The sequence below is a fragment of the Duganella sp. GW821-FHT07G03 genome (assembly GCF_059418605.1).
In genome coordinates this window covers 76,810-99,774 of sequence record NZ_JBWKQE010000022.1, presented here as the reverse complement: position 1 = coordinate 99,774, position 22,965 = coordinate 76,810, and the positions used below count along the sequence as shown (strand labels likewise).

Here is a 22,965-nt window from a genome sequence, read left to right as displayed (position 1 = left end):
CTGCTGCAAGCGCGCCGGGTTGAGCGGTCACAAGCGTCAGTGGCCGCGGGTCAGCACCAGCACGATGGCGACGCCGAGCGCGATCAGCAGCACTTGCGGGATGGTTTCGCGCAGCGTGGCGCGGCGCTGCATCTGCGGCATCAGGTCGCTGACGGCGATGTAGATGAAGCCCGACGAGGCGAACACCAGCACATACGGGATCATGCTGCTGGCGCGGTCCAGCGTGTAATAACCCAGCAAGCCGCCGGCGATCGCCAGCAGGCTGCACAGCAAGTTGTAGACATAGGCCCGCGTGCGCGAGAAGCCGGCGTTGAGCAGCACGATGAAATCGCCGATCTCCTGCGGAATCTCGTGGGCGATGATGGCCAGTCCCGTCACCAGCCCCAGCTCGGGATTGGCCAGGAAGGCCGCCGCGATCAGGATGCCGTCGGTGAAGTTGTGCATGCCGTCGCCAACCAGGATCATCCAGCCGGCCTTGCCCGCCTCGCGCTTGTCGTGGCCGTGATGGTGGTGGTGGCCGTCGCCCTCGTGGTGGTGGGAATGGCGCAGGATCGCCAGCTTCTCCAGCAGGAAGAAGGCCAACAGGCCGCCCAGCAGGGTCGCGAACAGGCTGCGCGCGCTGGCCTGCGATTCGAACGCTTCCGGCAAGGCGTGCAGCAGGGAGGTCGACAGCATGATGCCCACCGACAGGCTGACCATGCGCTCCACCACCTTAGACAGCAGCGTAAACGAGAACACCGCGGCAGCGGTGATGCTGACGACGCCGGCAACCGTGGTGGCCAGCAGGATGGAGATGAGTACGGGATCGATGTTATAGCCTCTTGTAGCAGGGACCGCGCCGCTGCGCGCGGGCCGGGGGCGTCATTTTACCGCCCGGCCCGGTTTTATGCTGATCTTTGGCTAAAAACCCGGCAAAACAGCTCTTAGATCACGCCGTTTTGCTTGAACCACGTTTGCAAACGGGCCCAGCCGTCCTTGGCGTCGGCCTCGACGTAGCTGGCGCGGTAGTCGGCGTGGAAGGCGTGGCCGGAGTTCGGATAGACGACAAAGTCCGCCTTATTCGGCCCCTTGGCCAGCGCCGCCTTCATCGCCGCGATCGAGTCCTGGGTGATGCCGGTGTCCTTCAGGCCGTACAGGCCCAGCACCGGCACCGTCAGAGATCCAGCGATATCAATTGGGTGCCTGGGAGTCACCGGAGTGCTGTCGCCCATCAGGCGGCCGTACCAGGCCACGCCGGCCTTGATGCTCGGGTTGTGCGCGGCGTACATCCAGGTGATGCGGCCGCCCCAGCAGAAGCCGGTGATGCCGATCTTGTCGCCGTTGCCGCCGTTGGCCTTGGCCCAGGCCACGGTGGCGTCGAGGTCGGCCATCACTTGCGCGTCCGGGGTCTTGGAGATGATGTCGCGTTGCAGTTCGGCGATCGAGGCGGCCTTTTGCGGATCGCCCTGGCGCACGAACAGGTCCGGCGCCAGCGCCAGGTAGCCCAGCTTGGCGAAACGGCGGGCGACGTCGGCGATGTGCTCGTGCACGCCGAAGATTTCCGACACCACCAGTATCACCGGCAGCTTGGTCTTGCCCTCCGGCTGGGCGCGGTAGACCGGCACTTGCACGCCGTCCACCGAGAGGTTGATGGTGCCGGCGACCAGGCCGGCGGTGTCGGTCTTGATGACGTTCTGCGCCACCACCGGCAGCGCGGCGGCGGCGAAGCCGGTGCCCAGCGCCACCTTCAGGAAGTCGCGGCGGTCGACGCCGTCCGACAAACTGGTTTTGGTCAACAAGCTCTCTGCATCCTGCCTCAAATCATCCATGCGATTCCTCCGATAGTAGTTAGCGGAAGCACATACTCAATGTGCTTCCTCCCAGTTCTTACCCACGCCGACTTCGGCGGTCAGCGGCACCTTCAGCTCCGCCACGCCGGCCATCAGCTTCGGCAGCATTTCCTTGACCAGCGCCAGTTCGGCGTCCGGCACTTCCAGCACCAGTTCATCATGCACTTGCATGATCATCTTGGTCTGCAGCTTATCCTTTTCCAGCCAATCTTGCACAGCCACCATGGCCAGCTTGATCAGGTCGGCCGCCGTGCCCTGCATCGGCGCGTTGATCGCGGCGCGTTCGGCGCCCTGGCGGCGCGGGCCGTTCGGCGAATTGATCTCCGGCAGCCACAGGCGGCGGCCGAACACGGTCTCGACATAGCCGCGCGCCTTGGCCTGCAGGCGGGTGTCGTCCATGTACTGCTTGACGCCCGAGAAGCGCGCGAAGTAGCGGTCGATATAGCTTTGCGCCGCGCCGCGCTCGATGCCCAGGTTGCCGGCCAGGCCGAAGGCGCTCATGCCGTAGATCAGGCCGAAGTTGATGACCTTGGCGTAGCGGCGCTGCTCGCTGCTGACGTCTTCCGGCGACACGCCGAAGATCTCGGCGGCGGTGGCGCGGTGAATGTCGACGCCCTCGGCAAACGCGCGCAGCATGTTCTCGTCTTCCGAGATGTGGGCCATGATGCGCAGCTCGATCTGCGAATAGTCGGCCGAGACGATGTGGCTGCCCGGCGGCGCGATGAAGGCTTCGCGGATGCGGCGGCCTTCCTTGGTGCGGATCGGGATGTTCTGCAGGTTGGGATCGTTGGAGGCCAGACGGCCCGTGACCGCCACCGCCTGCGCGTAGTTGGTGTGCACGCGGCCGGTGTCCTGGTTGATACCCTTTGGCAGCTTGTCGGTGTAGGTCGACTTCAGCTTCGACAGGCTGCGGTATTCCAGCAGCACTTTCGGCAGCGGATAATCCTCGGCCAGCTTTTGCAGCACTTCCTCGTCGGTCGACGGCGCGCCGCTCGGGGTCTTCTTCACCACCGGCAGTTTCAGCTTCTCGAAGAAGATCTCGCCGATCTGCTTCGGCGAGCCGAGGTTGAACGGCTGCTCGGCCAGTTCATGCGCCTTCGCTTCGAGCTCGACGATGCGCGCGCCCAGCTCGGCCGACTGGATGTTGAGCAGCTCGGCGTCGATGTGCACGCCGTTGCGTTCGATCTTTTGCAGCGCCACGGCGGTCGGCAGTTCGATGTTGCGGTAGATGAAGTTCAGTTTGGCGTCGTTCTCGACTTGGCCGATCATGGCCCGGTGCAGGCGCAGCGTGATGTCGGCGTCTTCCGCCGCGTACTCGGTGGCGCGGGCGATCTCCACCTTGTCGAAGGTGATCATGTTGACGCCCTTGCCGCACACGTCCACGAACGGGATGGTGGTGTGGTTCAGGTGGCGCAGCGCCAGGCTGTCCATGTCGTGCGTGCGGTGCGATTCGAACACATACGATTCGAGCAGCGTGTCGTGCTCGATGCCTTGCAGCTTGACGCCGTGGTTGGCGAAGATGTGGCTGTCGTACTTGAGGTTCTGGCCGACCTTCAGTTTGCTGGCGTCCTCCAGCCACGGCTTCAGCCTGGCCAGCACGTGCTCGCGCGACAGCTGCTGCGGCACGCCGGGATATGCGTGCGCGACCGGGATGTAGCAGGCCACGCCCGGCTCCACCGACAGCGAAATGCCGACCATCTGCGCCGTCATCGGCTCGAGCGACGTGGTTTCGGTGTCGACCGCGGTCAGCTTGGCGGCGTCGATCAGGGCGATCCACTGGTCCAGCTGTTCGTCGGTCAGCACGGTTTCGTAGTTGGTGTCGAGCTTGGGCGCTTCGCCGAACATGTCCAGGTTGGCGGAGACGGCGCCGCCGGCCGCCGGCGCGGCGGCCACGGCGGCGGCCTTGCCCACCGGCGCCTGCGGCGTGGTCCCGCCCAGCTCGCGCAGCAAGGTCTTGAAGCCGTACTTGCTGAAGAAGGCCAGCAGCGTTTCCTGGTCTTCGCCGCGCGCCACCAGCGATTCGGCGATGGTGGCCATGTGGGCCGACAGGTCGCAGTCCAGCTTGACGGTGATCAGTTCGCGGCCCTTGGGCAGCCATTCCAGCGCGTTGCGCAGGTTCTCGCCGACCGCGCCGCCGATCTGGGCGGCGTTGGCGATCACGCCATCGAGCGAGTCGTAGGCGCTCAGCCACTTGAGCGCGGTCTTCGGGCCGCACTTGGACACGCCCGGCACGTTGTCGACGGTGTCGCCGATCAGGGTCAGGTAGTCGATGATGCGGTTCGGCGGCACGCCGAACTTGGCCAGCACGCCGGCCTCGTCCATTTTCTCGTTGGTCATGGTGTTGATCAGCATGACCTGTGGATTGACCAGCTGCGCCAGGTCCTTGTCGCCGGTGGACACCACCACGTTCATGCCGGCCTGCGCCGCCTGCAGCGACAGCGTGCCGATCACGTCGTCCGCCTCCACGCCTTCGACCATCAGGATGGGCCAGCCCATGGCCTTGACCGCCTCGTGGATGGGCTCGATCTGCAGGCGCAGGTCGTCCGGCATCGAGGCGCGCGTGGCTTTGTACTCGGGGTACATGTCATCGCGGAAAGTCTTGCCCTTGGCGTCGAACACGCAGGCGATGTAGGCGGCCGGGTAGTCGGCGCGCAGGCGGCGCAACATATTGACCATGCCGTGCATGGCGCCGGTCGGATGGCCGTCCGGGCTGCGCAGGTCGGGCAGCGCGTGGAAGGCGCGATAGAGGTAACTGGAACCGTCAACTAACAGCAGGGTATTTTGCATAGACACTAGATATGGGTGAGGGCGCCGCGCAACAATGGCGGCAAGGCCACGAACGAATGGCGCATTATCGCAGGTTTTGCCGGCGCTTCGCCCGCCAGCCCGGGTCTTTTCAAAATAACAATACCCCGGCGCCACTGTGGGGAAATCGGCTTTTAAAAACAGCGAAGCGTGTCTGTTTGTTACAATGGATCATACATAAAAATTTGACGGTTTTTCACTGCCGTATTTCACCCTAAGGCGATCCATCATGACGCGCACCTCCATTCTTGTGCCTGCCCTCCTCCTGACGCTCGGCGCCCACACGGCGTTTGCCCAGTCGACTCCGAGCCAGGCGCCGCCAAAACTGGAAAAGATCGAGGAAGTGGCCGACGATGCGATCACCGTGACCGCCAAGCCCGCGCCGGAACACAAGATCACCGAAAAGCGCGACAGCAGCGGCCAAGTGGTGGAAGCGACCGTCAAAAGCGGCCCCAGCACCTACACGCTGAAGCCGAACCGCCCGGCCGGCACCGCCTTACCCGGCGATGCGATGGGGGGCGCCAACCGCGGCCCGCAATGGACGGTGATGGAATTCGACATCGGCAAGAAGAAGAAAAAAACCACGGAAGAAGACGGCTCGACGGACACCACCGCGCCCCCTGCCGTGAAATAACGCGCGCGCCCGCCCTGCGCGGGCGTCCCCCGGCGCCCGTCCCGACGGCGGCGCCGCTCACCGAACCTCATCAAGTTTTCTCATGGCAGTGTTTACCCCGGTCAGCCTGAACGACCTTACCCAGTGGATCAAGCAATTCCCCCTCGGCCAGCCCTTGGCGCTCAAAGGCATCGCCAGCGGCATCGAGAACAGCAATTTTTTCCTGACGACGGAAACGGGCGACTACGTCCTGACCATCTTCGAGATGCTGTCCTTCGAGCAACTGCCGTTCTACCTCAAGCTGATGGACCACCTGGCCGATCGCGGCGTGCTGGTGCCGGCGCCGGTCGCCAACGACCAGGGCGAGCTGATCGTCGCCCTGCACGGCAAGCCGGCGGCCATCGTCACCAAGCTGGAAGGCAAGTCGCAAATGGCCCCGCAGCCGGTGCATTGCGCCGCCGTCGGCGCCATGCTGGCGCGCATGCACCTGGCCGCCGTCGACTATCCGCTGCAGCAGCCCAATCTGCGCGGCCTGGACTGGTGGAACGAGACCACGCCGCAAGTGCTGCCCTACCTCGACGACAGTTGCGCCCACCTGTTGCGCGCCGAGATGCACTTCCAGGACGCGTTTGCCGGCTGCGCCACCTACCACCAACTGCAGCGCGGCCCGGTGCACGCCGACCTGTTCCGCAACAACGTGATGTTTGACGGCGAGCGCCTGACCGGCTTCTTCGACTTTTACTTCGCCGGCTGCGACACCTGGCTGTTCGACGTCGCCGTCACCGTCAACGACTGGTGCATCGCCCTCGACACCGGCGTGCTCGACACCGCCCGCGTGCGCGCCCTGCTGGACGCCTACCACGCCGTGCGGCCGTTCACCGACGCCGAACAGACCGCCTGGCAGCCGATGCTGCGGGCGGCGGCGCTGCGTTTCTGGCTGTCGCGCCTGTACGACTTCCACCTGCCGCGCGAGGCGGAGATGCTGACGCCGCACGACCCGAGCCACTTCGAACGCATCCTGCGCGAGCGCATCGCCACGCCGGCGCCGGGATTGCGCGGATGAACAAGCTCCCCGCCAAGGCCGGTTGGCACTGGGTCAAGCAGGCCCTGCAGCTGTTCCGCAAGCAACCGGGCGCGCTGATGGCGTTGTTCTTCTGCTGCATGTTCCTGTCGCTGTTCTCGCTGGTGGTGCCGCTGCTCGGCTCGATCGCGCCGACCTTGCTGGCGCCGATGTTCACCGTCGCCATGCTGCAAGCCTGCGCCGACGTCGACCACGACAAGCGCGCCCTGCCGAACCTGGTGTTCAGCGGCTTCCGCAAGCCGGTGCGCAAACCCTTGCTCGGCCTGGGCGTGTTGTACCTGCTGGTGATGCTGCTCGCGCTGGCGGTGCTGAGCTGGCTGGACGACGGCGTGCTGATCCAGATGGCCGCGCGCCAGATCCCGGTGGACAAGGACTTGCTGGAAAAGTCGAGCAGCGCGCTGTTCGTCGCGTCCGGCATCTACCTGCTGGGCTGGATGCTGACCTGCCTGGCCGCGCCGCTGATCTACTGGCAAAACATGACGCTGGCCAAGGCGCTGTTCTTCAGCGTGGTGGCGGTGTGCCGCGACATCAAGGCCTTCCTGACGGCGGCCGTGGTCCTGTTCCTGATGTTCCAGGTCGGCGGCATCATCCCTAAGCTGCTGTTCGATTCGGCGCAGCTGGAAGTGACGGCCATCTTCACCATCTTCCTGATCATGGTCGTGCTGATGCATTGCACGCTGTACGCCTGCTACCGCCAGATCTTCGGCACGCCGGAGGCCAGCGCGCAGCCGGTGCTGCCGCCGAAACCATAAGAAAAGGCGGCCATGGCCGCCTTTTCTTATGGTACACCTCGCGCCCGCCTCAGCGGCCCAGCCGGTCCAGCTTGGCGATGCTGAGGTCCAGCACCTTCATGCCGTGGCTGCCGAAGTTGATCTGCGCGCGGGCGTTGTTGCCGCTGCCCTCGATGTTGACGATCACCCCCTCGCCGAACTTGCCGTGCGCGACGGACTCGCCGATGCGCCAGCCGGAGCCGGGCGACTTCTGCGCGATCTTCTGCGCGATGGCGTTGTCCGAACCGACCAGCGGCGCCTGGTCCCAGGCCGATTTCTTGTTGCCGGACCAGTGCGACTGCACCTTGGGCGACAGCCACTTCAACGACTCTTCCGGCAGCTCGTCGAAGAAGCGCGACTTCATGTTGTAGCGGGTCTGGCCGTGCAGCATGCGGGTCTGCGCGAAGCACATGTACAGGCGCTGACGCGCGCGCGTGATCGCCACATACATCAGGCGGCGTTCCTCTTCCACTCCGTCGTGCTCGCGCGAGCTGCTCTCGTGCGGGAACAAGCCCTCTTCCAGCCCGGTGATGAAGACGTTGTTGAACTCCAGCCCCTTGGCCGAGTGCACCGTCATCATCTGCACGGCTTGCTGGCCGGCGGTGGCCTGATTGTCGCCCGCCTCCAGCGAGGCGTGCGACAGGAAGGCCGACAGCGGCGACATCACGGTCGGCAACGCAGCGTCGGCGTCGAGGATCTCGAAGCCGTCTTCGTTGACGATCGGCATACCCGCCTGGGCCTGGGCCTGCGGGCCCAAGTGCGCCGGCGCGCCCTGGCCGAAACCTTCCTCAGAGACGAACTGGGTGGCGGCGCTGACCATCTGCTCCAGGTTCTCGATGCGGTCGGCGCCTTCTTTTTCGGTCTGATAGTGGGCCAGCAGGCCGGACGCCTCCAGCACCACGCGCACCAGTTCCGGCAAGGCCATCTGCTGCGTTTCAAAGCGCGCGCCCTCGACCAGCTTGACGAAGCCGCCCAGCGACGAGCCGGCCTTGCCGGTCACATACGGCACCGCCGCGTACAGCGAAATGCGGTGCTGGTCGGCGGCCGCCTGCAAGGCTTCGATCGAGCGCAGGCCGATGCCGCGGGTCGGGAAGTTCACCACCCGCAGGAAGGCAGAATCGTTGTGCGGATTGTCCATCAGCTGCAGGTAGGCGATCGCGTGCTTGACCTCGGCGCGCTGGAAGTAGCGCAGGCCGCCGTACACGTGGTACGGAATGCCGGCCGAGAACAGCGCATGCTCGATCACGCGCGACTGCGCGTTGGAACGGTACAGCACCGCGATCTCACTGCGGGCGGCGCCGTCGGCGATCAGGTTCTTGGTTTCCTCGATGATCCACTGCGCCTCGGCCAAGTCGGAGCTCGCTTCGTACACGCGCACCTGCTCGCCGTGGCCGGCGTCGGTGCGCAGGTTCTTGCCCAGGCGCTTGCTGTTGTTGGCGATCAGCACGTTGGCGGCGTCCAGGATGTGGCCGTGGGAGCGGTAGTTCTGCTCCAGCTTGATCAGGTTCTGGACCTTGAACTCGCGCTCGAAGGCGCTCATGTTGCCGACGTTGGCGCCGCGGAAGGCGTAGATGCTCTGGTCGTCGTCGCCGACCGCGAACAGCGCGCTGCCGCCGTCGCGCTCGCCGTGGCCGGCCAGCAGCTTGAGCCACTTGTATTGCAGGTCATTGGTGTCCTGGAACTCGTCGACCAGGATGTGCTTGAAGCGCTGCTGGTAGTGCTCGCGCAGCGGCTGGTTACGGCTGAGCAGCTCATAGGTGCGCAGCAGCAGCTCGGCGAAATCGACCACGCCTTCGCGCTGGCACTGGTCGTCGTAGAGCTGGTAGAGCTCGCATTTCTTGCGCTCGTCGGCGTTGTAGGGTTCGATCTTGTTGGCGCGCAGGCCCTGGTCCTTGGCGCCGTTGATGAAGTACATCACCTCTTTCGGCGGAAACTTCTCGTCGTCGACGTTGTTGGCCTTGATCAGGCGCTTGATGGCCGACAGCTGGTCCTGGCTGTCGAGGATCTGAAAAGTCTGCGGCAGCGCGGCGTCGCGGTGATGGGTGCGCAGCAGGCGGTTGCACAGGCCGTGGAAGGTGCCGATCCACATGCCGCGTGTATTGATCGGCAACATCGCCGACAGGCGCGTCATCATTTCCTTGGCGGCCTTGTTGGTGAAGGTCACCGCCAGCAGGCCGGACGGCGACACCTGGCCGGTCTGGATCAGCCAGGCGATGCGGGTCGTCAGAACGCGGGTTTTGCCGGAGCCGGCGCCCGCCAGGATCAGGGCGCTTTGTGCCGGCAGGGTCACGGCGGCGAGTTGTTCGTCGTTGAGATTATGAAGAAGATTGTGCATCCCGTGATTATACCGGGGCGGGGGTCAAGTCTGACATTCGGACACGGGCTCTGCTGTAACGCATATTACAGCAGAGCCCGTGTCCGAATGTCAGACCCCAATTTTATGCGGACGGCGCGGGGACGGCTTTGCCGGCCTTGATGGCGTCCTTGATCAGCTCTTTCATGGTGCGCTCGGCTTCGCGGCTGGCCTTGGCCTGCTCTCGGCCGAGCTCGCCCATGGCCTGGCCCAGCTCGGCCATCGGCTTGCCGGCTTCGGACATCTGCTTGCTCAGCACTTGCATCGGCGCTTGCATGGATTGGATTTTTGCCAGTTGCGGCGCCAGTGCGCGCTGGGATTCCGCTATCTTGCTTTGCAACGGCACCATCTCCGCCTGTAACGCGGCCTGGCGTTCGTGGAAGCGGCGCAGCTTTTCCGGGGTCGGGTCGTCGCCCATTTCACGCGCAGCCTGCTCGATGCGGCGGCCCAGCGCTTCCTGCTGGCGCGTGATCCGTTCGATCAGGCGCTGCTGGCGGTCCATGTCCAGCTGGAAGCTGCCTTCGGTATCGCGGCCCAGTTTCTCCATCTGCCGGCCCAGCGCGTCCATGACTTTGCCTTGCGCATCCATTTTCTTGCCTTGCGCATCCATCTTTTCGCCGATGCGGTTGACCGCGACCCAGGCTTCGTCGGCCTTGGCGATGGCCGCCGGGTCCTGGATCAGGTAGGCCTTGTCGCCGTCGCGGAACCAGATGAAGTCGCCCTTGACGGCGCGCCGCGCATTCTCGATCTTGGACAGGTCCTGTCGCGTGGCCGAGACCGTCATCCCTTCCTTGTTGGCGTGTACCAGCGCATAGCCGGAACGCTGGCCGTCGCGGCTGGAGAAGCTGGCGCGCTCCAAGTGGTCGTTTTGCACCCAGGCTGGCGGCGCAGGGGGAGCGGGCGGTGCGGCAGGTGCTGCAGGTGCTGCCGGAGCGGCAAGTGCAGCTGGCGCGGCTGGCGCGGCCGGAGCGGCCGGCATCGCGGGAGCAGCCGCCAACACGCGCGGAGGCTTGGCCGGCTTGGCCGGCTTGGCCGGAGCGGCAGGCGCTGCCAGCTCGGCGACGGCTGCCGGCTCGGCAGGCTCAGCCGGCTCGGCGGGGGCCGCCGGAGCGGCCGGTTCCGGCGGCGCAGGCGGCTGTACCGGCTCTACTTCGGCGGCGTCGGCCATCTGGCTGACCTGGTCCATCTGCGCAGCGGCGGCGACGGCCGGCGGCGGCGGCGCGGCCTGGGCGTAAAACACCGCACCGGCCGCAAACAAACCCATCAGTGGTAGGGCCATTTTCCAGCTGACCGGTTCAACATCGGGACGCAGCAGGCGTTTGATACGAGACATGAGATTTCCTCCGTGAGCCGCGTGGGCTAGTTGTGTGGTGTCGAACTGAAACCGATCCAGTTCCGACAAGGCCTGCGCCAGCCTCTGGGGCTGGCCGAGCATGTCCACCGCGAGGTCGTCGGCGATTTGTTCGCGCTCGATCCGTATCCTGCGTGACAGCGCCCAAACACTAGGGTGATAGAACAGCACGATCTCAATCGCGCTTTGAATCAGGTTGACCAGGTAGTCGTGCCGCTTGATGTGCGCCAGCTCGTGCGCCAGCAGGGCTTCCAGCAGATCGGGCGGCATGCCGCTGACCAACGCCGTCGGCACCAACACGATGGGCCGCCAGCAGCCGGCCGTGATCGGACTGTCCAGTAGATCGGCCACGCCCAGCCGCACATGACGTTCGATGTCGAAGCGGCGCGCCAGCTCGGACAGGCGCCGCTGCCAGTAATGATTGACGGTGTATTCGCCGGCGCGGGTGCGCTCGGCCACCCACTTCAGGCCCAGCGCCAGGCGCAGCGACATCAGCGCCGCGCCGGCCAGCCACAGGCCGACCACCCACGGCAACTGGCGCCGCAGCACCGCTTCAAACGAGGAGAAGGCGCCGTCGCCCAGCAGGCCGGGCGCGGCGGCGGCGGCCTGGCCTGCTGCGTCCGCCACGCCGGCGCCCTGCCCGGCCAGCACGCTCAACAGGGTGAAGGAACCGGCGCCGTGGTCGGCATCGGCCAGCTGGGCCAGGATGCCGGCCAGCGGCAGCGCCGCGCACAACAACATGCCGGCGCAGGCCACGGCGTAGCGGGTCTGCGGACGGGCGCCGCGCAGCGCATGCATCGCCAGCGCGACGGCCCAGCCGATCAACAGGCCTTGCCAGATGAAGTGCAGCAGCGCCCAGCCGACGGCGGGCACCAGGGCGGCCAGGACGCCGTTCATGCGCGTCCTGCCTGCCGTGAAATCTTTTGATCGCGTATCGCTTCCATTCCGCACTCCCCAGTTGATGGATGTAGAATAAATTATCTAGATGACGATGTCTAGAACTTTTTTTCTACATGCATGCTAGCGGGTTTTAGTGGGCGCGTTTGGCGCTGATGGTGACGACTGGCATCTTGACGCCATCCACCACCACCATCTTGATCGAGCCGGCGTCGATGGCCGGGGTGGCGCGCACCTGGGCGCTGGCGTAGCCGGTGGCGCACAGGATGACTGCGCTGGCGACGAAGATGATTTCCATGTTTTTCAGTACGTTCATGATGTTTCTCCTTCAGTGGTGGGCCTTGCTTCCATGACTCCACTGTAGACAAACACGCCGCCGAACGCGCGCGGATTGCGACGGAATGCAGCTTGACCGGAGCCAGCTGCATTCCGCCGCGACAGGCGTCAATAGATCACGACGGAGCGGATCGATTCACCGCTTTTCATCAGATCGAAACCTTCGTTGATGCGTTCCAGCGGCAGGCGATGGGTGATCAGGTCGTCGATATTGAGCTTGCCTTCCATATACCAGTCGACGATCTTCGGCACGTCGGTGCGGCCGCGCGCGCCGCCGAAAGCGGAACCCTTCCACACCCGCCCCGTGACCAACTGGAACGGACGGGTGGAGATCTCCTGCCCCGCCGCCGCCACGCCGATGATGATGGACTGGCCCCAGCCCTTGTGGCAGCACTCCAGCGCCTGGCGCATGGTGGTGGTGTTGCCGATGCACTCGAAGCTGTAGTCGGCGCCGCCGTCGGTCAGCTGGACGATGGCGTCGACCACGTTCTCCACTTCCTTCGGATTGATGAAGTGGGTCATGCCGAACTTGCGCGCCATTTCCTGGCGCGCCGGGTTGATGTCGACCCCGATGATCTTGTCGGCACCCACCATCTTGGCCGCCTGGATCACGTTCAGGCCGATGCCGCCCAGGCCGAACACCACCACATTCGCGCCCGCCTCGACCTTGGCCGTGAACAGCACCGCGCCGACGCCGGTGGTGACGCCGCAACCGATGTAGCACACCTTGTCGAACGGCGCGTCTTCGCGGATCTTGGCCAGCGCGATCTCCGGCACCACGATGTAGTTGGAGAAGGTCGAGGTGCCCATGTAGTGGTAGATCGGCTTGCCGGCTATGGAGAAGCGGCTGGTGGCGTCCGGCATCAGGCCGCGGCCCTGGGTAGCCCGGATCGACTGGCACAGATTGGTCTTCTGCGACAGGCAGAACTTGCACTGGCGGCATTCCGGCGTGTACAGCGGGATGACGTGGTCGTCCTTCCTGAGCGACTTGACGCCGGGGCCGACGTCGACCACCACGCCGGCGCCCTCATGGCCGAGGATGGCCGGGAAGATGCCTTCCGGATCGGCGCCGGACAAGGTGTAGTAGTCGGTGTGGCAGATGCCGGTGGCCTTGATCTCGACCAGCACCTCGCCTTCGCGCGGGCCGCCCAGTTCCACTTCCTCGATCGTCAGCGGTTTGCCCGCCTGCCATGCAATAGCTGCTTTGGTTTTCATTGTTCGTCCTGTGGCTGCGTTGTTCGGGGCACCGGAACGGGGGGCCGTTCCGGTGGTCCGCCATGATAGCAAGCCGGGGACGATCTGTGGCGCGTGCGACTACTGCGGTTCGACCGGCATCGCCGAACCGATGCCCAGCAGGTCGGACACGGTGCGCCACAGCTGGCGCGGCGAGGTCCACGGCTTGGGCAGGAAGGCGCTGCCGGCCGTGTGGCGCTCGGGATGGCGCGCCGAATACACCAGCACGCGGGCGTCGCTCTGGAGCTGGTACAGCAGCGGCAGCAGGTTGGCGCCGTCGCCGTCGGGCAGGTCGGGGTCCATCACCACCAGCGCGAACTGCTGGTGTCGCAGCAGGTCCAGCGCATCGGCCAGGGTGGAGGCGTGGGTGACCCGGGTCTCCGGCACCAGCAGCGTGGACAGCACCAGCGCCGCGTCGAAGTCCTTGTCGATATGCAGCACACGGGGCGCTTCCGCGAAAATCGAAAAGCCGATCGCGGCGCCGCCGTCCTGCTCGCTGAACGGCCGATAGTTGTCCTGGGAATATTCGTTCGTCATAAGTGTCTCCGCACACAAAAACCAAGGGATCGCGGCGCCGGCAGCACGGGGCTGGCAGGACGACGCAGGGGTCGGCGGAGTTGGGCCGAAGGGATACGGACGGCCGCAGGGAACAGGCGGCTGGGGAGGCGGCAGGCGCAGGTTGGAGGACCCGCCGCACTACAAAGCGAGCAGGACAGGCCTGCTGCTCATAGACACAGTCTACATGATGAGTACCGCAAAGCAAGAAAATACCGCAAAAAAAACGCCGGCGTTTACTTTTTCAGACGCTGGTTGAAGGCCACGTGCAAGCTGTTCAAGGTTTCCTCGGCGGCCAGCAGCTGGTCGGCCACCTCGTTGACCTTGCGGCGGTTGGAGCGGGCATGGTCGCGCAGCACTTCGAAGGCGGTGTTGCGGTCGGTCTGGAACTTGCACATCAGCAGGCCGACGGCCAGGCTGGTCTCGCGGCCGGCGGCCAGCGCGGCGTTCAGATTGAGCTCGGTGCGGCGCAGCTGACGGATTTCGTCGGCACGCGCCAGGCCGGCGGCAAAGGCCGGCATCAGGTGTTTTTCGTCGACTGGCTTGACCAGGAAGCCGACCGCGCCATACGAGGCGGCCTGCTTGCCGGCGTCGGCGTCGCCGCGGCCGGACAGGAACATGAAGGGCACCGAGCTGGTGGCGTGCAATTGCTTGGCCAGCTCCAGCCCGTTCATGCCGGGCATGTGGATGTCGAGCAGGGCCAGGTCCGGTTCGCGCTGGGCGATCTGCTCCAGCGCCTGTTCGGCCGACGAGGCCTTGAGGATGTCGTAGCCGGCGTGGCCCAGCACCTCGCCCAGGAAATCGAGCAGCAGTGGGTCATCGTCGACGATCAGAATCAGACGCTTCGGGCTGGAAGGGACATTCATGTGGCGGCAACCTTAGGCTTAAGCTAACCCGCCAATTATAAGGCGGAAAACCGCCCGTCATGCCAGCCTTTTATCGGCCCGTATTTTTGTCGGCGTAAAGCCGCAGGAACGCGGCCACGGCGGCGGCCACATCGTCGGCCTGGTAGACGCTGCTGATGGCCGCCACCATGGAGGCGCCGCGCGCGGCCAGCGGCGCGGCGTTGTCCGGCGTCATGCCGCCGATCACCACGGTCGGCACCGCGATCACCGCGCGCGCCTGGTCGAGGATCTCCATCTTGGTAGTGACTGCGTATTGCTTCACGCGCGACGGGTAGAAGCCGCCGAAGGCCACGTAGCTGGCGCCGGCCGCCTGCGCCGCCAGCGCGCGCGGCAGGTCGCCATAGCAGGAGGCGCCGATGATCTTGTCCGCCCCCAGCCGGGCGCGCACCTGCGCCACGTCGGCATCGGTGCCGCCGAGGTGGACGCCGTCGGCGCCGAGCTGCTCGCACAGCTCGACGTAATCATTGACGATGAAGGGCACGCCGTAGCGCCGGCACAACGCCAGCAAGGCGCCGGCTTGATCCAGCCGCTGTTGCGGGCCGGCTTCCTTGTGGCGGTACTGCAGCATCGCCACGCCCGGCCGCGCGCCTTGGGCGGCGGCCAGCGCCTGTTCGCTCAGCGCCAGCATCCGGCTGGTGTCGTCCCAGTTGGGGGTAACCAAATAAAGTCCTTGCATGGTGTGCTCTCAAATCAAAGGTAGGCGCTGCGGGATGCGCTGTCCGGCGGCCACCGTGTAGGCGCCGCGCAGCGCGCGATAGCAATACTGTTGCGCCAGTTCCAGCGCGCGTTCCATCGACATGCCCAATGCCAGCTGACCGGCGATGGCCGACGCCAGCGTGCAGCCGCTGCCGTGGAATTCGCCGGCCAGGCGCGGCCAGTTCCAGTGGCGCGCCTCTTGCGGCGGCTCGCTGTCGGACAGGCGTGGCGCCGGCGTGGCGCCGGGGCCGAACCAGCGGTTGACCACTTCGTCGCCACCATCATGGCCGCCGGTGATCAGCACATGGCGGCAGCCGCGCGCGCGCAAGGCCTGCGCCTGCGCGGACGGCTCGGCGGCGCCGGTCAGCGCCAGCGCTTCCGGGCCGTTGGGGGTGATCACCGTCACCAGCGGCAGCAGCGGCGCCAGCGCGTGCACCGCGTCGTCGCGCGACAGCAGGTCGCCGTGGCCGCTGGCCAGCACCGGGTCCAGCACCACCGGCAGCTCCGGCTGGCGCGCGCGCAGGCGGGCGATGATCTCGGCGATCGCCAGCGCGTTGGCGGCGCTGCCGGGGATGCCGATCTTCACCGCGCGCACCGTCACCTTGTCGACCAGCGCCCGCGCCTGGCGCAGCACCATGGCGCCGTCGACCGGCTGCACGCCGTAGACGCGGTCGTTGTCCTGCACCGTCAGCGCGGTGGCCACGGTGAGCGCGTGCGCGCCCTGCCCGGCCACCGCCTGCAGGTCGGCGGCGATGCCGGCGCCGCCGGACGGATCGAGTCCGGCGAACACCAGCACGCACGGCCGCGCCACCAGTTGCGCCATCAGCTGCGCCGCCACTTGCGAGGACAGACGCTCGCTCATGCCAGCCGGCCCGCCATCGGCGACGACGGCGAGGCGGCGAACTTGCGGGCGATGCGGCCGGCCAGGTAAGCCTCGCGGCCGGCCTGCACGGCCAGCTTCATGGCGCGCGCCATGCGCACCGGATCGCGCGCGCCGGCGATGGCCGTGTTCATCAGCACGCCGTCGCAGCCCAGCTCCATGGCGATGGCGGCGTCCGAGGCCGTGCCGACGCCGGCGTCGACCAGCACCGGCACCTTGGCCTGCTCGATGATCAGCGACAGGTTCCACGGGTTGAGGATGCCCATGCCCGAGCCGATCAGCGAGGCCAGCGGCATCACCGCCACGCAGCCGATGTCCTCCAGCAGCTTGGCCTGGATCGGATCGTCGCTGCAGTAGACCATGACGTCGAAGCCGTCCCTGACCAGCGCCTCGGCGGCGATCAGGGTTTCCGGCATGTGGGGGAACAGCGTCTTCTCGTCGCCCAGCACTTCCAGCTTGACCAGCTTGTGGCCGTTGAGCAGTTCACGCGCCATTTGCAGCGTGTAGACCGCGTCCTTGGCGGTGTAGCAGCCGGCCGTGTTGGGCAGGATGGTGTACTGCGACGGCGGCAACACGTCCAGCAGGCTGGGCGCCTTCGGGTCCTGGCCGATGTTGACGCGGCGGATCGCCACGGTGATGATTTCCGCTTCGGCGGCGTCGGTCGCCTCGCGGGTTTGCGGCAGGTCCTTGTACTTGCCGCTGCCGACCAGCAGCCGCGATTTGTAGCGCTTGCCTGCGATGGTGAGCACGTCTTGATTGTCCATGATGCTTCCTTATCCCATTAAAATTAGCCGCCGCCGATGGCGCGCACGATGTCGACCTGGTCCTGCGGCTGCAGCTCGCGCTGCGGCCACTGCTGGCGCGGCACCACGGCGCGGTTGACCGCCAGCGCCAGCGCCTGCCCGCTCAGCGACAGCGCATCGATCAACTGAGCTAGCGTCTGCCGCGACGGCACCTGGTGGGGGGCGCCGTTCAATTCGATGTCGATCATGCCGGCCTCACAGCTTGCGATACAGCTCGGCGCCGTTCTTGATGAACTCCACCGCCTTGACCTGCATGCCCTGCTGCAGCGCCGCGCCGTCCGACACGCCGTTGGCCTTGGCGTATTCGCGCACTTCCTGGGTGATCTTCATCGAGCAGAAATGCGGGCCGCACATCGAACAGAAGTGCGCCACCTTGGCCGAATCCTTGGGCAGGGTCTCGTCGTGGAATTCGCGCGCCTTGTCCGGATCGAGGCCGATGTTGAACTGGTCGTCCCAGCGGAATTCGAAGCGCGCCTTCGACAGCGCGTTGTCGCGGATCTGCGCGCCCGGATGGCCCTTGGCCAGGTCGGCCGCGTGGGCGGCGATCTTGTAGGTGATGATGCCGTCCTTGACGTCGTTCTTGTCGGGCAGGCCCAGATGCTCCTTGGGCGTGACGTAGCACAGCATGGCGGTGCCGTACCAGCCGATCTGCGCGGCGCCGATGCCGGAGGTGATGTGGTCGTAGCCGGGCGCGATGTCGGTGGTCAACGGGCCCAAGGTGTAGAACGGCGCTTCGTGGCACTGTTCCAGTTGCAGGTCCATGTTTTCCTTGATCAGCTGCATCGGCACGTGGCCCGGGCCTTCGATCATCACCTGCACGTCGTGCTTCCAGGCGATCTGGGTCAGCTCGCCCAGCGTCTTCAGCTCGCCCAGCTGGGCTTCGTCGTTGGCGTCGTAGATCGAGCCGGGACGCAAGCCGTCGCCCAAGGAGAACGAGACGTCGTAGGCCTTCATGATTGCGCAGATCTCTTCGAAGTGCGTGTACAGGAACGATTCCTTATGGTGCGCCAGGCACCACTTGGCCATGATCGAGCCGCCGCGCGAAACGATGCCGGTCAGGCGCTTGGCCGTCATCGGCACGTAGCGCAGCAGCACGCCGGCGTGGATGGTGAAGTAGTCGACGCCCTGCTCGGCCTGCTCGATCAGCGTGTCGCGGAAGATCTCCCAGGTCAGGTCCTCGGCCTTGCCGTTGACCTTCTCCAGCGCCTGGTAGATCGGCACGGTGCCGATCGGGACCGGGCTGTTGCGGATGATCCATTCGCGGGTTTCGTGGATGTGCTTGCCGGTCGACAGGTCCATGACGTTGTCGCCGCCCCAGCGGATGGCCCAGGTCATCTTCTCGACTTCCTCGCCGATCGACGAGGTGACGGCGGAGTTGCCGATGTTGGCGTTAATTTTGACCAGGAAATTGCGGCCGATGATCATCGGTTCGATTTCCGGGTGGTTGATGTTGGCCGGGATGATGGCGCGACCACGGGCGATTTCCTCGCGCACGAATTCGGGCGTGATGGTGGCCGGGATGCTGGCGCCGAACGACTGGCCAGGATGCTGGCGGCCCATCAGGTCGGCCAGGCGCTGGCCCATCGGGCCGGAGTTCTTCAGGTCTTCCATGTACTCCTGGCGGCGCAGGTTCTCGCGGATGGCGACGAACTCCATCTCGGGCGTGACGATGCCCTGGCGCGCGTAGTGCATCTGCGTGACGTTCTTGCCAGCCTGGGCGCGGCGCGGCTTGCGGTGCAGGTTGAAGCGCAGCTCGGCCAGCGCCGGGTCCGCCAGGCGGGCCTGGCCGTATTCGGAGGTCGGACCGTCCAGCTCCTCGGTGTCGTCGCGCTCCAGTATCCACGGCAGGCGCGGCGTCGCGGCCAGGCCGGAGCGGATGTCGATCACCGCGTCCGGGTCGGTGTACGGGCCGGAGGTGTCGTAGACGTAGATAGCCGGATTGGCTTCGAAGCCAAAGGACGCCGGCGTGTCGGACTGGGTGATTTGGCGCATCGGCACGCGGATGTCGGGACGGCTGCCTTCGACGTAGACTTTGCGGGAATTCGGTAAGGGCTTGATGGCTGCCTCGTCCACCGTGGCGGTGGCGGAGAGGAATTTAAGGTTGGCGTTCATTTGGCTCCTTGGTTAGCTACAGGAGCCAGCAAAGGAGGTTGGACGGCGCCGGTCCACAGGGTGTGGCGGCATTGTCCTAAGCTTCCCTTCGCTGGCATTATCCAGATCAGGTTCGGAGGGTATTTCTCACCCGCGCATCGCAATGATGCGCAGGACCCCTAGCGTGTGCCGCCTTGCGGCAGCGGGCTGATTATACGCCGCGCCGCGCCGCGCGGACAATGTCCGCGCAAAAAAAACCGCCATACCCGATATAAAGCCACGCGGGCTAGCCGGATGCGGGCGGGGCGCCGCGCGCCAAGCGCGGCACGGCGTAGAGCAACAACGCCAGCGCCGCCAGCGGCATGCCCACTTCCAGCTGATAACCCGGCAGGAAATGCGCGCGCCACAACAGCCAGGCCAAGGCGGCCGCGCTGCCCAGACACAGCAAGGGCTCGGCCCGCGCCGCGCGGACGCCCGCCGCAGGCGCCGCCGCCACGGCCAGTTGCAGCACGGCCGGCCAGAAGAACACGAGCAAGCCGGCCAGGCTGTAGGGATCGCCCCAGGAAAACGCCTCGTAAGGGCTAAATTCCAGCCGCCCGGGCAGCGTCGGAGGCGCCGGCGATCCGGTGGGCGGCGCAACGGCGGCCGGGGCCGGGGCCCGGACCGTCGCCAGCGCCGCGGCGGCCGGCGCGGACGCCGCACGCGCCACGCCGGGCGGCTTGCCCTGCGTGCTGCAGCTATACAGCGGCAGGAAGAAACAAGCTGCCAGGATCAACGCGGCCAGGCGTTTCAAGCCCGCCAGCGAACGGGGCGCGACGACGAAGTTCATGATATTCCCCTCGCGCTCAGTCGGACGATTTGACGCCGGAAACGCAGCAGTCGTTATTGCTCGCTTGTGGCACCGTGCGTTTCAACCAGCAGCGCGAGACCCGTCCCTGCACGCCCGGCCTGACCCAGCTGAAACTGCGGCACTGGGCATCCTGTTCGCAGCGCGCGGCGCAGCTGCCGGCGTCACCGCCGCCGGGCTCGCTCCAGGCATCGTTGTAGTCGCCGCCGTAACGGTTAACCCCGGACTGCAAGTTCTGGATCGAGCCGCCGCCACCACCACCGCCCGGCCCCCCATCCGTACCCACGCCCCCGCCATGACAGCGCCCCAGCTTGACCACCTTGTCCGGCATATCGTCAAAGAAGGGGCTGAACAGACGCTGAAACTGGTCGGCGTCGTGATGATTGGCGGCGACGCGCACCCGCACGTACTCGGGCTGGCGATCATAGCGCGCCGGGCTGGGCGAGATCACGTACTGGATATTGCAGGGATCACTCCACGGCAGGTTGGGATTCATGCGGTTGGCCCACACCCCCCACGGTTCGGCACCTTGGGCGGCGCACAGGCAAGGCAGCACCAGCAGCGCGGCCAACATCGATAGCGGCTTTTTCATCACAGTCTCCGGGCATGGTGGGTGGGTTAGGGATGCAGCAGGCTGACGGTGGTTTCCGTGATGTCGACGCCATGCCGGAAATTGTAATAAATGTCCGAGCATTCGCCCGGCAGCGGCCGGCCGTTGCGGTCGCCGCACCAGCGGATTTCCGCCACCCAGTTGGCGCCGAATTTGAGGGCGGCGGTGCGCGGGCCGTTGATCGTGTGCAGGGCCTGGCTGGTGGCCCAGTACACCGCGGTCTTGCCGGCCGGGTCGGGGCCGTCGCGGAACGAGATCAAGCCCTGGTACAACGAGACGGGCTCGACCGCTTGAACCATGGGCGCGGCGCTGGCGGCCACGAACAGACACAGGGCAAGTTGCAGTTTCATGCTGGACTCCTTTGGGTGGGTGCTTCGACGGGGGATGCCTGCTTAACGCCCACAATTTCTTATCAGTTGACAATAATCAGTGCCATTGAGAAATACTATGAAGAGGCCGGTCAGGCGCGTCACCGCACCGGCGCCAGGCCGTCGGCGAAGTCGCCGGCCTCCATGTAACGAGGTGGAATGACGAACCGTCCGTCGCGGTCGAGATAGCCCCACAGCACGCCGCAGCGGGCGGCCGCCAGGCCATCGGCGTAGGGACGCACGGCGCTGACGCGCTGCCCGCCGCCGCAGGTGACGGAAGCGGCGGCGCCCCCGGGGGATACGGCCGACGCGCTGGACGCGGACGGCGGCGCCGGCGGCCCGCCGGACGGCGGCGCCACCACGCGCTGGCCGAGCCGGTCGATCTGCTGCCAGCCGCCGTCGACGCGCACCATCGCCTGCCCCGCCGCAAACGGCGTGGCTCGCTCGAAGCGGCGCGGCAGTTTCAACCGTCCCTGCCGATCGACATAACCCCAGCGCGCCACCTGCAAGGTGCGCAGCAGGTCCGCCGCCAGCACGGCGCGCGTGCCCTTCCCGCCCTTTGCCGTGGCGCGCAGCGTACGCTCGAAGCGGTCATGGTCCATCCAGTCTAGCGCGTCGGTCAACGGCAGCGTGGCGAGCTTGATGTCGGTGGCGCCGAGCCGGCGGCCCAGTTGCCGCCATGCGGCCAGCAAGGCCTCGTAATGCGCTTCGAACTCGCCGTGCGGCGCCGCTGGCACGTCCGGCGCCGCCTGCCGCCACTCCGGCAGACAGGCGCCGCACCAGCCCTGGATCAAGCGCATCAACGCCAGGCCGTCAGCGCGCTGGTCCAACGCCGCCAGGCGGCCGCCGTCCGTCACCTGCCACGGCAGCATGAAGGCGCAGCGACTGTCCGAGCGCAGCCTCAGCGGCGGCTGGTCCGCGATCCAGATGCGCAACTCGACCGCCAGATACAGCGGCGTCTGCGCGGCGCCGGCCGAATCGGCATCGCAGCGCCGCACGCCGAACGCAGGCTGCGCGCCGCCGACCAGCCCGGCCAGCACGGCGCCTGGCTCGGACGGCAACACGACGGCGTCGGCCGCGCGCCGTAGAAAATAGACTTGCTCGGTTTCCGCGGCGCTGGCGCTGTCCTGCCGCGTCACGGTCAATTGCAGCGCTTCGATCGCTTCGGGCCGCACCGAAAACCCCGGTTGCGCGCCGGCCGGCGCGCACCAGCACAGCGCGCACAAGCAGCCGAACGAGAAGAGGCGCACGGCGAACAGGCCGGGACTAGCGCGACGGCGCAGTCTGGTAAATGGTCGCCGCCCAGGGGCCGGCCGGCTTGCCGGCGCAGGCATAAGTGCCCTCGGCGCTGCCGACGCGGATGGTGCCGGTATAGGTGCAGCCGCCGGCCGCCGAGCCGCCGGCGCGGACGATCTGGACCTGGTTGCCGACGATGGAAATAACGATGCTCGGTTCCTGCAACTGCTGGCCGTTGGGATTGCGGAAAGTGCCGCTGAAATTGGGACCGGATTGCTGCACCCAATCCCAGGTCCAGCCGCAACACTCGCCACCGTGCCAGTGATGTCCGCGCAGCGCTTCCACCGCGGTGGGCAAGTTCTCCTGGGCCCGGGCGACGCCCGCCAAGCTTGCCGCCAGCACTGCCGCCGCTACTGCGCATACCATAGTCGATCGGGTCATCTTCGCCTCCGAGGTGATATCAACCGGATAGCCGCGCCGCGCGGCCTGCCTGTATCCCAGTCTAGTGCCGGCGCCGGCGCGACGCAACGGCGCGCTGCATCGATGGCCGCGGCCAGCCTGGCGCCCGGCGGAAACCGGCCACGCTGTCGCCCTGGCACAACGGCCGGCGGATAGCGGATCGCTAGCAAGCTCGCCGCTGCCCGCCATGACACGAGCTGGTGTGTAACAAATGTAAAAGCCGCGCACTATGTGCGGCATCCAACAT

The 22,965-nt window shown here is 66.3% G+C and carries 22 protein-coding genes and 1 riboswitch; of the genes, 3 read left to right on the top strand and 19 right to left on the bottom strand.

What is annotated here, in order from left to right:
• Positions 1-36: 36 nt before the first annotated feature.
• The 3 genes from AC07OK_RS24005 to polA all read right to left on the bottom strand — a co-directional run bounded on the left by AC07OK_RS24005 (position 37) and on the right by polA (position 4,616).
• A complete protein-coding gene (locus tag AC07OK_RS24005; RefSeq protein WP_494692671.1) occupies positions 37-786 on the bottom strand; it encodes a ZIP family metal transporter in 750 nt (249 codons plus the stop codon).
• 137 nt (positions 787-923) lie between these two features.
• Positions 924-1,808 (bottom strand): dienelactone hydrolase family protein, encoded by an 885-nt coding sequence (locus AC07OK_RS24000; RefSeq protein WP_494692644.1) that lies wholly within the window; start codon positions 1,806-1,808, stop codon positions 924-926.
• A 36-nt stretch (positions 1,809-1,844) separates the two neighbouring features.
• Positions 1,845-4,616 (bottom strand): DNA polymerase I, encoded by a 2,772-nt coding sequence (gene polA / locus AC07OK_RS23995; protein WP_494692643.1) that lies wholly within the window; start codon positions 4,614-4,616, stop codon positions 1,845-1,847.
• A 247-nt stretch (positions 4,617-4,863) separates the two neighbouring features.
• Between polA and AC07OK_RS23990 the strand changes: the two genes are divergently transcribed.
• The 3 genes from AC07OK_RS23990 to AC07OK_RS23980 all read left to right on the top strand — a co-directional run bounded on the left by AC07OK_RS23990 (position 4,864) and on the right by AC07OK_RS23980 (position 7,080).
• Entirely contained in the window at positions 4,864-5,268 is a 405-nt protein-coding gene (locus tag AC07OK_RS23990) for a hypothetical protein (RefSeq protein WP_494692642.1), read from the top strand.
• A gap of 82 nt (positions 5,269-5,350) precedes the next feature.
• On the top strand, positions 5,351-6,310 hold the full coding sequence (locus tag AC07OK_RS23985; RefSeq protein WP_494692641.1) for a homoserine kinase: 960 nt from the start codon (positions 5,351-5,353) through the stop codon (positions 6,308-6,310).
• The gene (locus tag AC07OK_RS23980; RefSeq protein WP_494692640.1) at positions 6,307-7,080 is read left to right on the top strand and encodes a BPSS1780 family membrane protein; all 774 of its coding nucleotides are present in this window, start codon (positions 6,307-6,309) and stop codon (positions 7,078-7,080) included. The genes AC07OK_RS23985 and AC07OK_RS23980 overlap by 4 nt, the downstream gene beginning before the upstream one ends.
• Positions 7,081-7,129: 49 nt before the next feature.
• On the opposite strand, the gene AC07OK_RS23975 is transcribed toward AC07OK_RS23980, so the two are convergent.
• The 16 genes from AC07OK_RS23975 to AC07OK_RS23900 form a co-directional block, all read right to left on the bottom strand.
• Entirely contained in the window at positions 7,130-9,433 is a 2,304-nt protein-coding gene (locus AC07OK_RS23975) for a UvrD-helicase domain-containing protein (RefSeq protein WP_494692639.1), read from the bottom strand.
• Positions 9,434-9,536: 103 nt separating this feature from the next.
• Positions 9,537-11,699, bottom strand: coding sequence for a M56 family metallopeptidase (locus AC07OK_RS23970; protein ID WP_494692638.1), 2,163 nt, complete (start codon positions 11,697-11,699; stop codon positions 9,537-9,539).
• Positions 11,700-11,832: 133 nt separating this feature from the next.
• Positions 11,833-12,015, bottom strand: a complete 183-nt coding sequence (locus AC07OK_RS23965; RefSeq protein WP_494692637.1) for a hypothetical protein — start codon at positions 12,013-12,015, stop codon at positions 11,833-11,835.
• A 128-nt stretch (positions 12,016-12,143) separates the two neighbouring features.
• Complete coding sequence (locus AC07OK_RS23960; RefSeq protein WP_494692636.1) at positions 12,144-13,250, bottom strand: S-(hydroxymethyl)glutathione dehydrogenase/class III alcohol dehydrogenase; 1,107 nt, start codon at positions 13,248-13,250, stop codon at positions 12,144-12,146.
• Positions 13,251-13,349: 99 nt separating this feature from the next.
• Positions 13,350-13,805 (bottom strand): response regulator, encoded by a 456-nt coding sequence (locus tag AC07OK_RS23955; RefSeq protein WP_494692635.1) that lies wholly within the window; start codon positions 13,803-13,805, stop codon positions 13,350-13,352.
• A 254-nt stretch (positions 13,806-14,059) separates the two neighbouring features.
• Complete coding sequence (locus tag AC07OK_RS23950) at positions 14,060-14,689, bottom strand: ANTAR domain-containing response regulator (RefSeq protein ID WP_217945042.1); 630 nt, start codon at positions 14,687-14,689, stop codon at positions 14,060-14,062.
• Positions 14,690-14,759: 70 nt separating this feature from the next.
• The gene (thiE, locus tag AC07OK_RS23945; RefSeq protein WP_494692634.1) at positions 14,760-15,404 is read right to left on the bottom strand and encodes a thiamine phosphate synthase; all 645 of its coding nucleotides are present in this window, start codon (positions 15,402-15,404) and stop codon (positions 14,760-14,762) included.
• A 9-nt stretch (positions 15,405-15,413) separates the two neighbouring features.
• A complete protein-coding gene (thiD, locus tag AC07OK_RS23940; RefSeq protein ID WP_494692633.1) occupies positions 15,414-16,286 on the bottom strand; it encodes a bifunctional hydroxymethylpyrimidine kinase/phosphomethylpyrimidine kinase in 873 nt (290 codons plus the stop codon).
• Complete coding sequence (locus tag AC07OK_RS23935; protein ID WP_494692632.1) at positions 16,283-17,068, bottom strand: thiazole synthase; 786 nt, start codon at positions 17,066-17,068, stop codon at positions 16,283-16,285. The genes thiD and AC07OK_RS23935 overlap by 4 nt, the downstream gene beginning before the upstream one ends.
• Positions 17,069-17,091: 23 nt before the next feature.
• On the bottom strand, positions 17,092-17,295 hold the full coding sequence (gene thiS, locus AC07OK_RS23930; protein ID WP_494692631.1) for a sulfur carrier protein ThiS: 204 nt from the start codon (positions 17,293-17,295) through the stop codon (positions 17,092-17,094).
• A gap of 7 nt (positions 17,296-17,302) precedes the next feature.
• Positions 17,303-19,219: a phosphomethylpyrimidine synthase ThiC gene (thiC, locus tag AC07OK_RS23925; protein WP_494692630.1), complete on the bottom strand. Its 1,917-nt coding sequence runs from the start codon at positions 19,217-19,219 to the stop codon at positions 17,303-17,305.
• A gap of 66 nt (positions 19,220-19,285) precedes the next feature.
• Positions 19,286-19,389: riboswitch (TPP riboswitch) on the bottom strand.
• Between the two features lie 95 nt (positions 19,390-19,484).
• Entirely contained in the window at positions 19,485-20,027 is a 543-nt protein-coding gene (locus tag AC07OK_RS23920) for a hypothetical protein (protein WP_494692629.1), read from the bottom strand.
• A 16-nt stretch (positions 20,028-20,043) separates the two neighbouring features.
• Complete coding sequence (locus tag AC07OK_RS23915) at positions 20,044-20,637, bottom strand: PAN domain-containing protein (RefSeq protein WP_494692628.1); 594 nt, start codon at positions 20,635-20,637, stop codon at positions 20,044-20,046.
• A 26-nt stretch (positions 20,638-20,663) separates the two neighbouring features.
• On the bottom strand, positions 20,664-21,005 hold the full coding sequence (locus AC07OK_RS23910) for a hypothetical protein (protein WP_494692627.1): 342 nt from the start codon (positions 21,003-21,005) through the stop codon (positions 20,664-20,666).
• Positions 21,006-21,124: 119 nt separating this feature from the next.
• On the bottom strand, positions 21,125-22,273 hold the full coding sequence (locus tag AC07OK_RS23905) for a WG repeat-containing protein (RefSeq protein ID WP_494692626.1): 1,149 nt from the start codon (positions 22,271-22,273) through the stop codon (positions 21,125-21,127).
• Positions 22,274-22,289: 16 nt separating this feature from the next.
• Positions 22,290-22,700 (bottom strand): hypothetical protein, encoded by a 411-nt coding sequence (locus tag AC07OK_RS23900; RefSeq protein ID WP_494692625.1) that lies wholly within the window; start codon positions 22,698-22,700, stop codon positions 22,290-22,292.
• Between the last annotated feature and the right edge of the window lie 265 nt (positions 22,701-22,965).

Excerpts from the sequence above, each read along its gene's own strand:
- thiC (WP_494692630.1), bottom strand. The coding sequence starts at position 19,219 with ATGAACGCCAACCTTAAATTCCTCTCCGCCACCGCCACGGTGGACGAG.
- AC07OK_RS23955 (WP_494692635.1), bottom strand. The coding sequence starts at position 13,805 with ATGACGAACGAATATTCCCAGGACAACTATCGGCCGTTCAGCGAGCAG.
- AC07OK_RS24000 (WP_494692644.1), bottom strand. The coding sequence starts at position 1,808 with ATGGATGATTTGAGGCAGGATGCAGAGAGCTTGTTGACCAAAACCAGT.
- AC07OK_RS23935 (WP_494692632.1), bottom strand. The coding sequence starts at position 17,068 with ATGGACAATCAAGACGTGCTCACCATCGCAGGCAAGCGCTACAAATCG.
- thiS (WP_494692631.1), bottom strand. The coding sequence starts at position 17,295 with ATGATCGACATCGAATTGAACGGCGCCCCCCACCAGGTGCCGTCGCGG.
- thiD (WP_494692633.1), bottom strand. The coding sequence starts at position 16,286 with ATGAGCGAGCGTCTGTCCTCGCAAGTGGCGGCGCAGCTGATGGCGCAA.
- AC07OK_RS23900 (WP_494692625.1), bottom strand. The coding sequence starts at position 22,700 with ATGACCCGATCGACTATGGTATGCGCAGTAGCGGCGGCAGTGCTGGCG.
- polA (WP_494692643.1), bottom strand. The coding sequence starts at position 4,616 with ATGCAAAATACCCTGCTGTTAGTTGACGGTTCCAGTTACCTCTATCGC.
- AC07OK_RS23970 (WP_494692638.1), bottom strand. The coding sequence starts at position 11,699 with ATGAACGGCGTCCTGGCCGCCCTGGTGCCCGCCGTCGGCTGGGCGCTG.
- AC07OK_RS23985 (WP_494692641.1), top strand. The coding sequence starts at position 5,351 with ATGGCAGTGTTTACCCCGGTCAGCCTGAACGACCTTACCCAGTGGATC.
- AC07OK_RS23950 (WP_217945042.1), bottom strand. The coding sequence starts at position 14,689 with ATGAATGTCCCTTCCAGCCCGAAGCGTCTGATTCTGATCGTCGACGAT.
- AC07OK_RS23915 (WP_494692628.1), bottom strand. The coding sequence starts at position 20,637 with ATGAAAAAGCCGCTATCGATGTTGGCCGCGCTGCTGGTGCTGCCTTGC.
- AC07OK_RS23980 (WP_494692640.1), top strand. The coding sequence starts at position 6,307 with ATGAACAAGCTCCCCGCCAAGGCCGGTTGGCACTGGGTCAAGCAGGCC.
- AC07OK_RS23920 (WP_494692629.1), bottom strand. The coding sequence starts at position 20,027 with ATGAACTTCGTCGTCGCGCCCCGTTCGCTGGCGGGCTTGAAACGCCTG.
- AC07OK_RS23960 (WP_494692636.1), bottom strand. The coding sequence starts at position 13,250 with ATGAAAACCAAAGCAGCTATTGCATGGCAGGCGGGCAAACCGCTGACG.
- AC07OK_RS23910 (WP_494692627.1), bottom strand. The coding sequence starts at position 21,005 with ATGAAACTGCAACTTGCCCTGTGTCTGTTCGTGGCCGCCAGCGCCGCG.
- AC07OK_RS23990 (WP_494692642.1), top strand. The coding sequence starts at position 4,864 with ATGACGCGCACCTCCATTCTTGTGCCTGCCCTCCTCCTGACGCTCGGC.
- thiE (WP_494692634.1), bottom strand. The coding sequence starts at position 15,404 with ATGCAAGGACTTTATTTGGTTACCCCCAACTGGGACGACACCAGCCGG.
- AC07OK_RS23975 (WP_494692639.1), bottom strand. The coding sequence starts at position 9,433 with ATGCACAATCTTCTTCATAATCTCAACGACGAACAACTCGCCGCCGTG.
- AC07OK_RS23965 (WP_494692637.1), bottom strand. The coding sequence starts at position 12,015 with ATGAACGTACTGAAAAACATGGAAATCATCTTCGTCGCCAGCGCAGTC.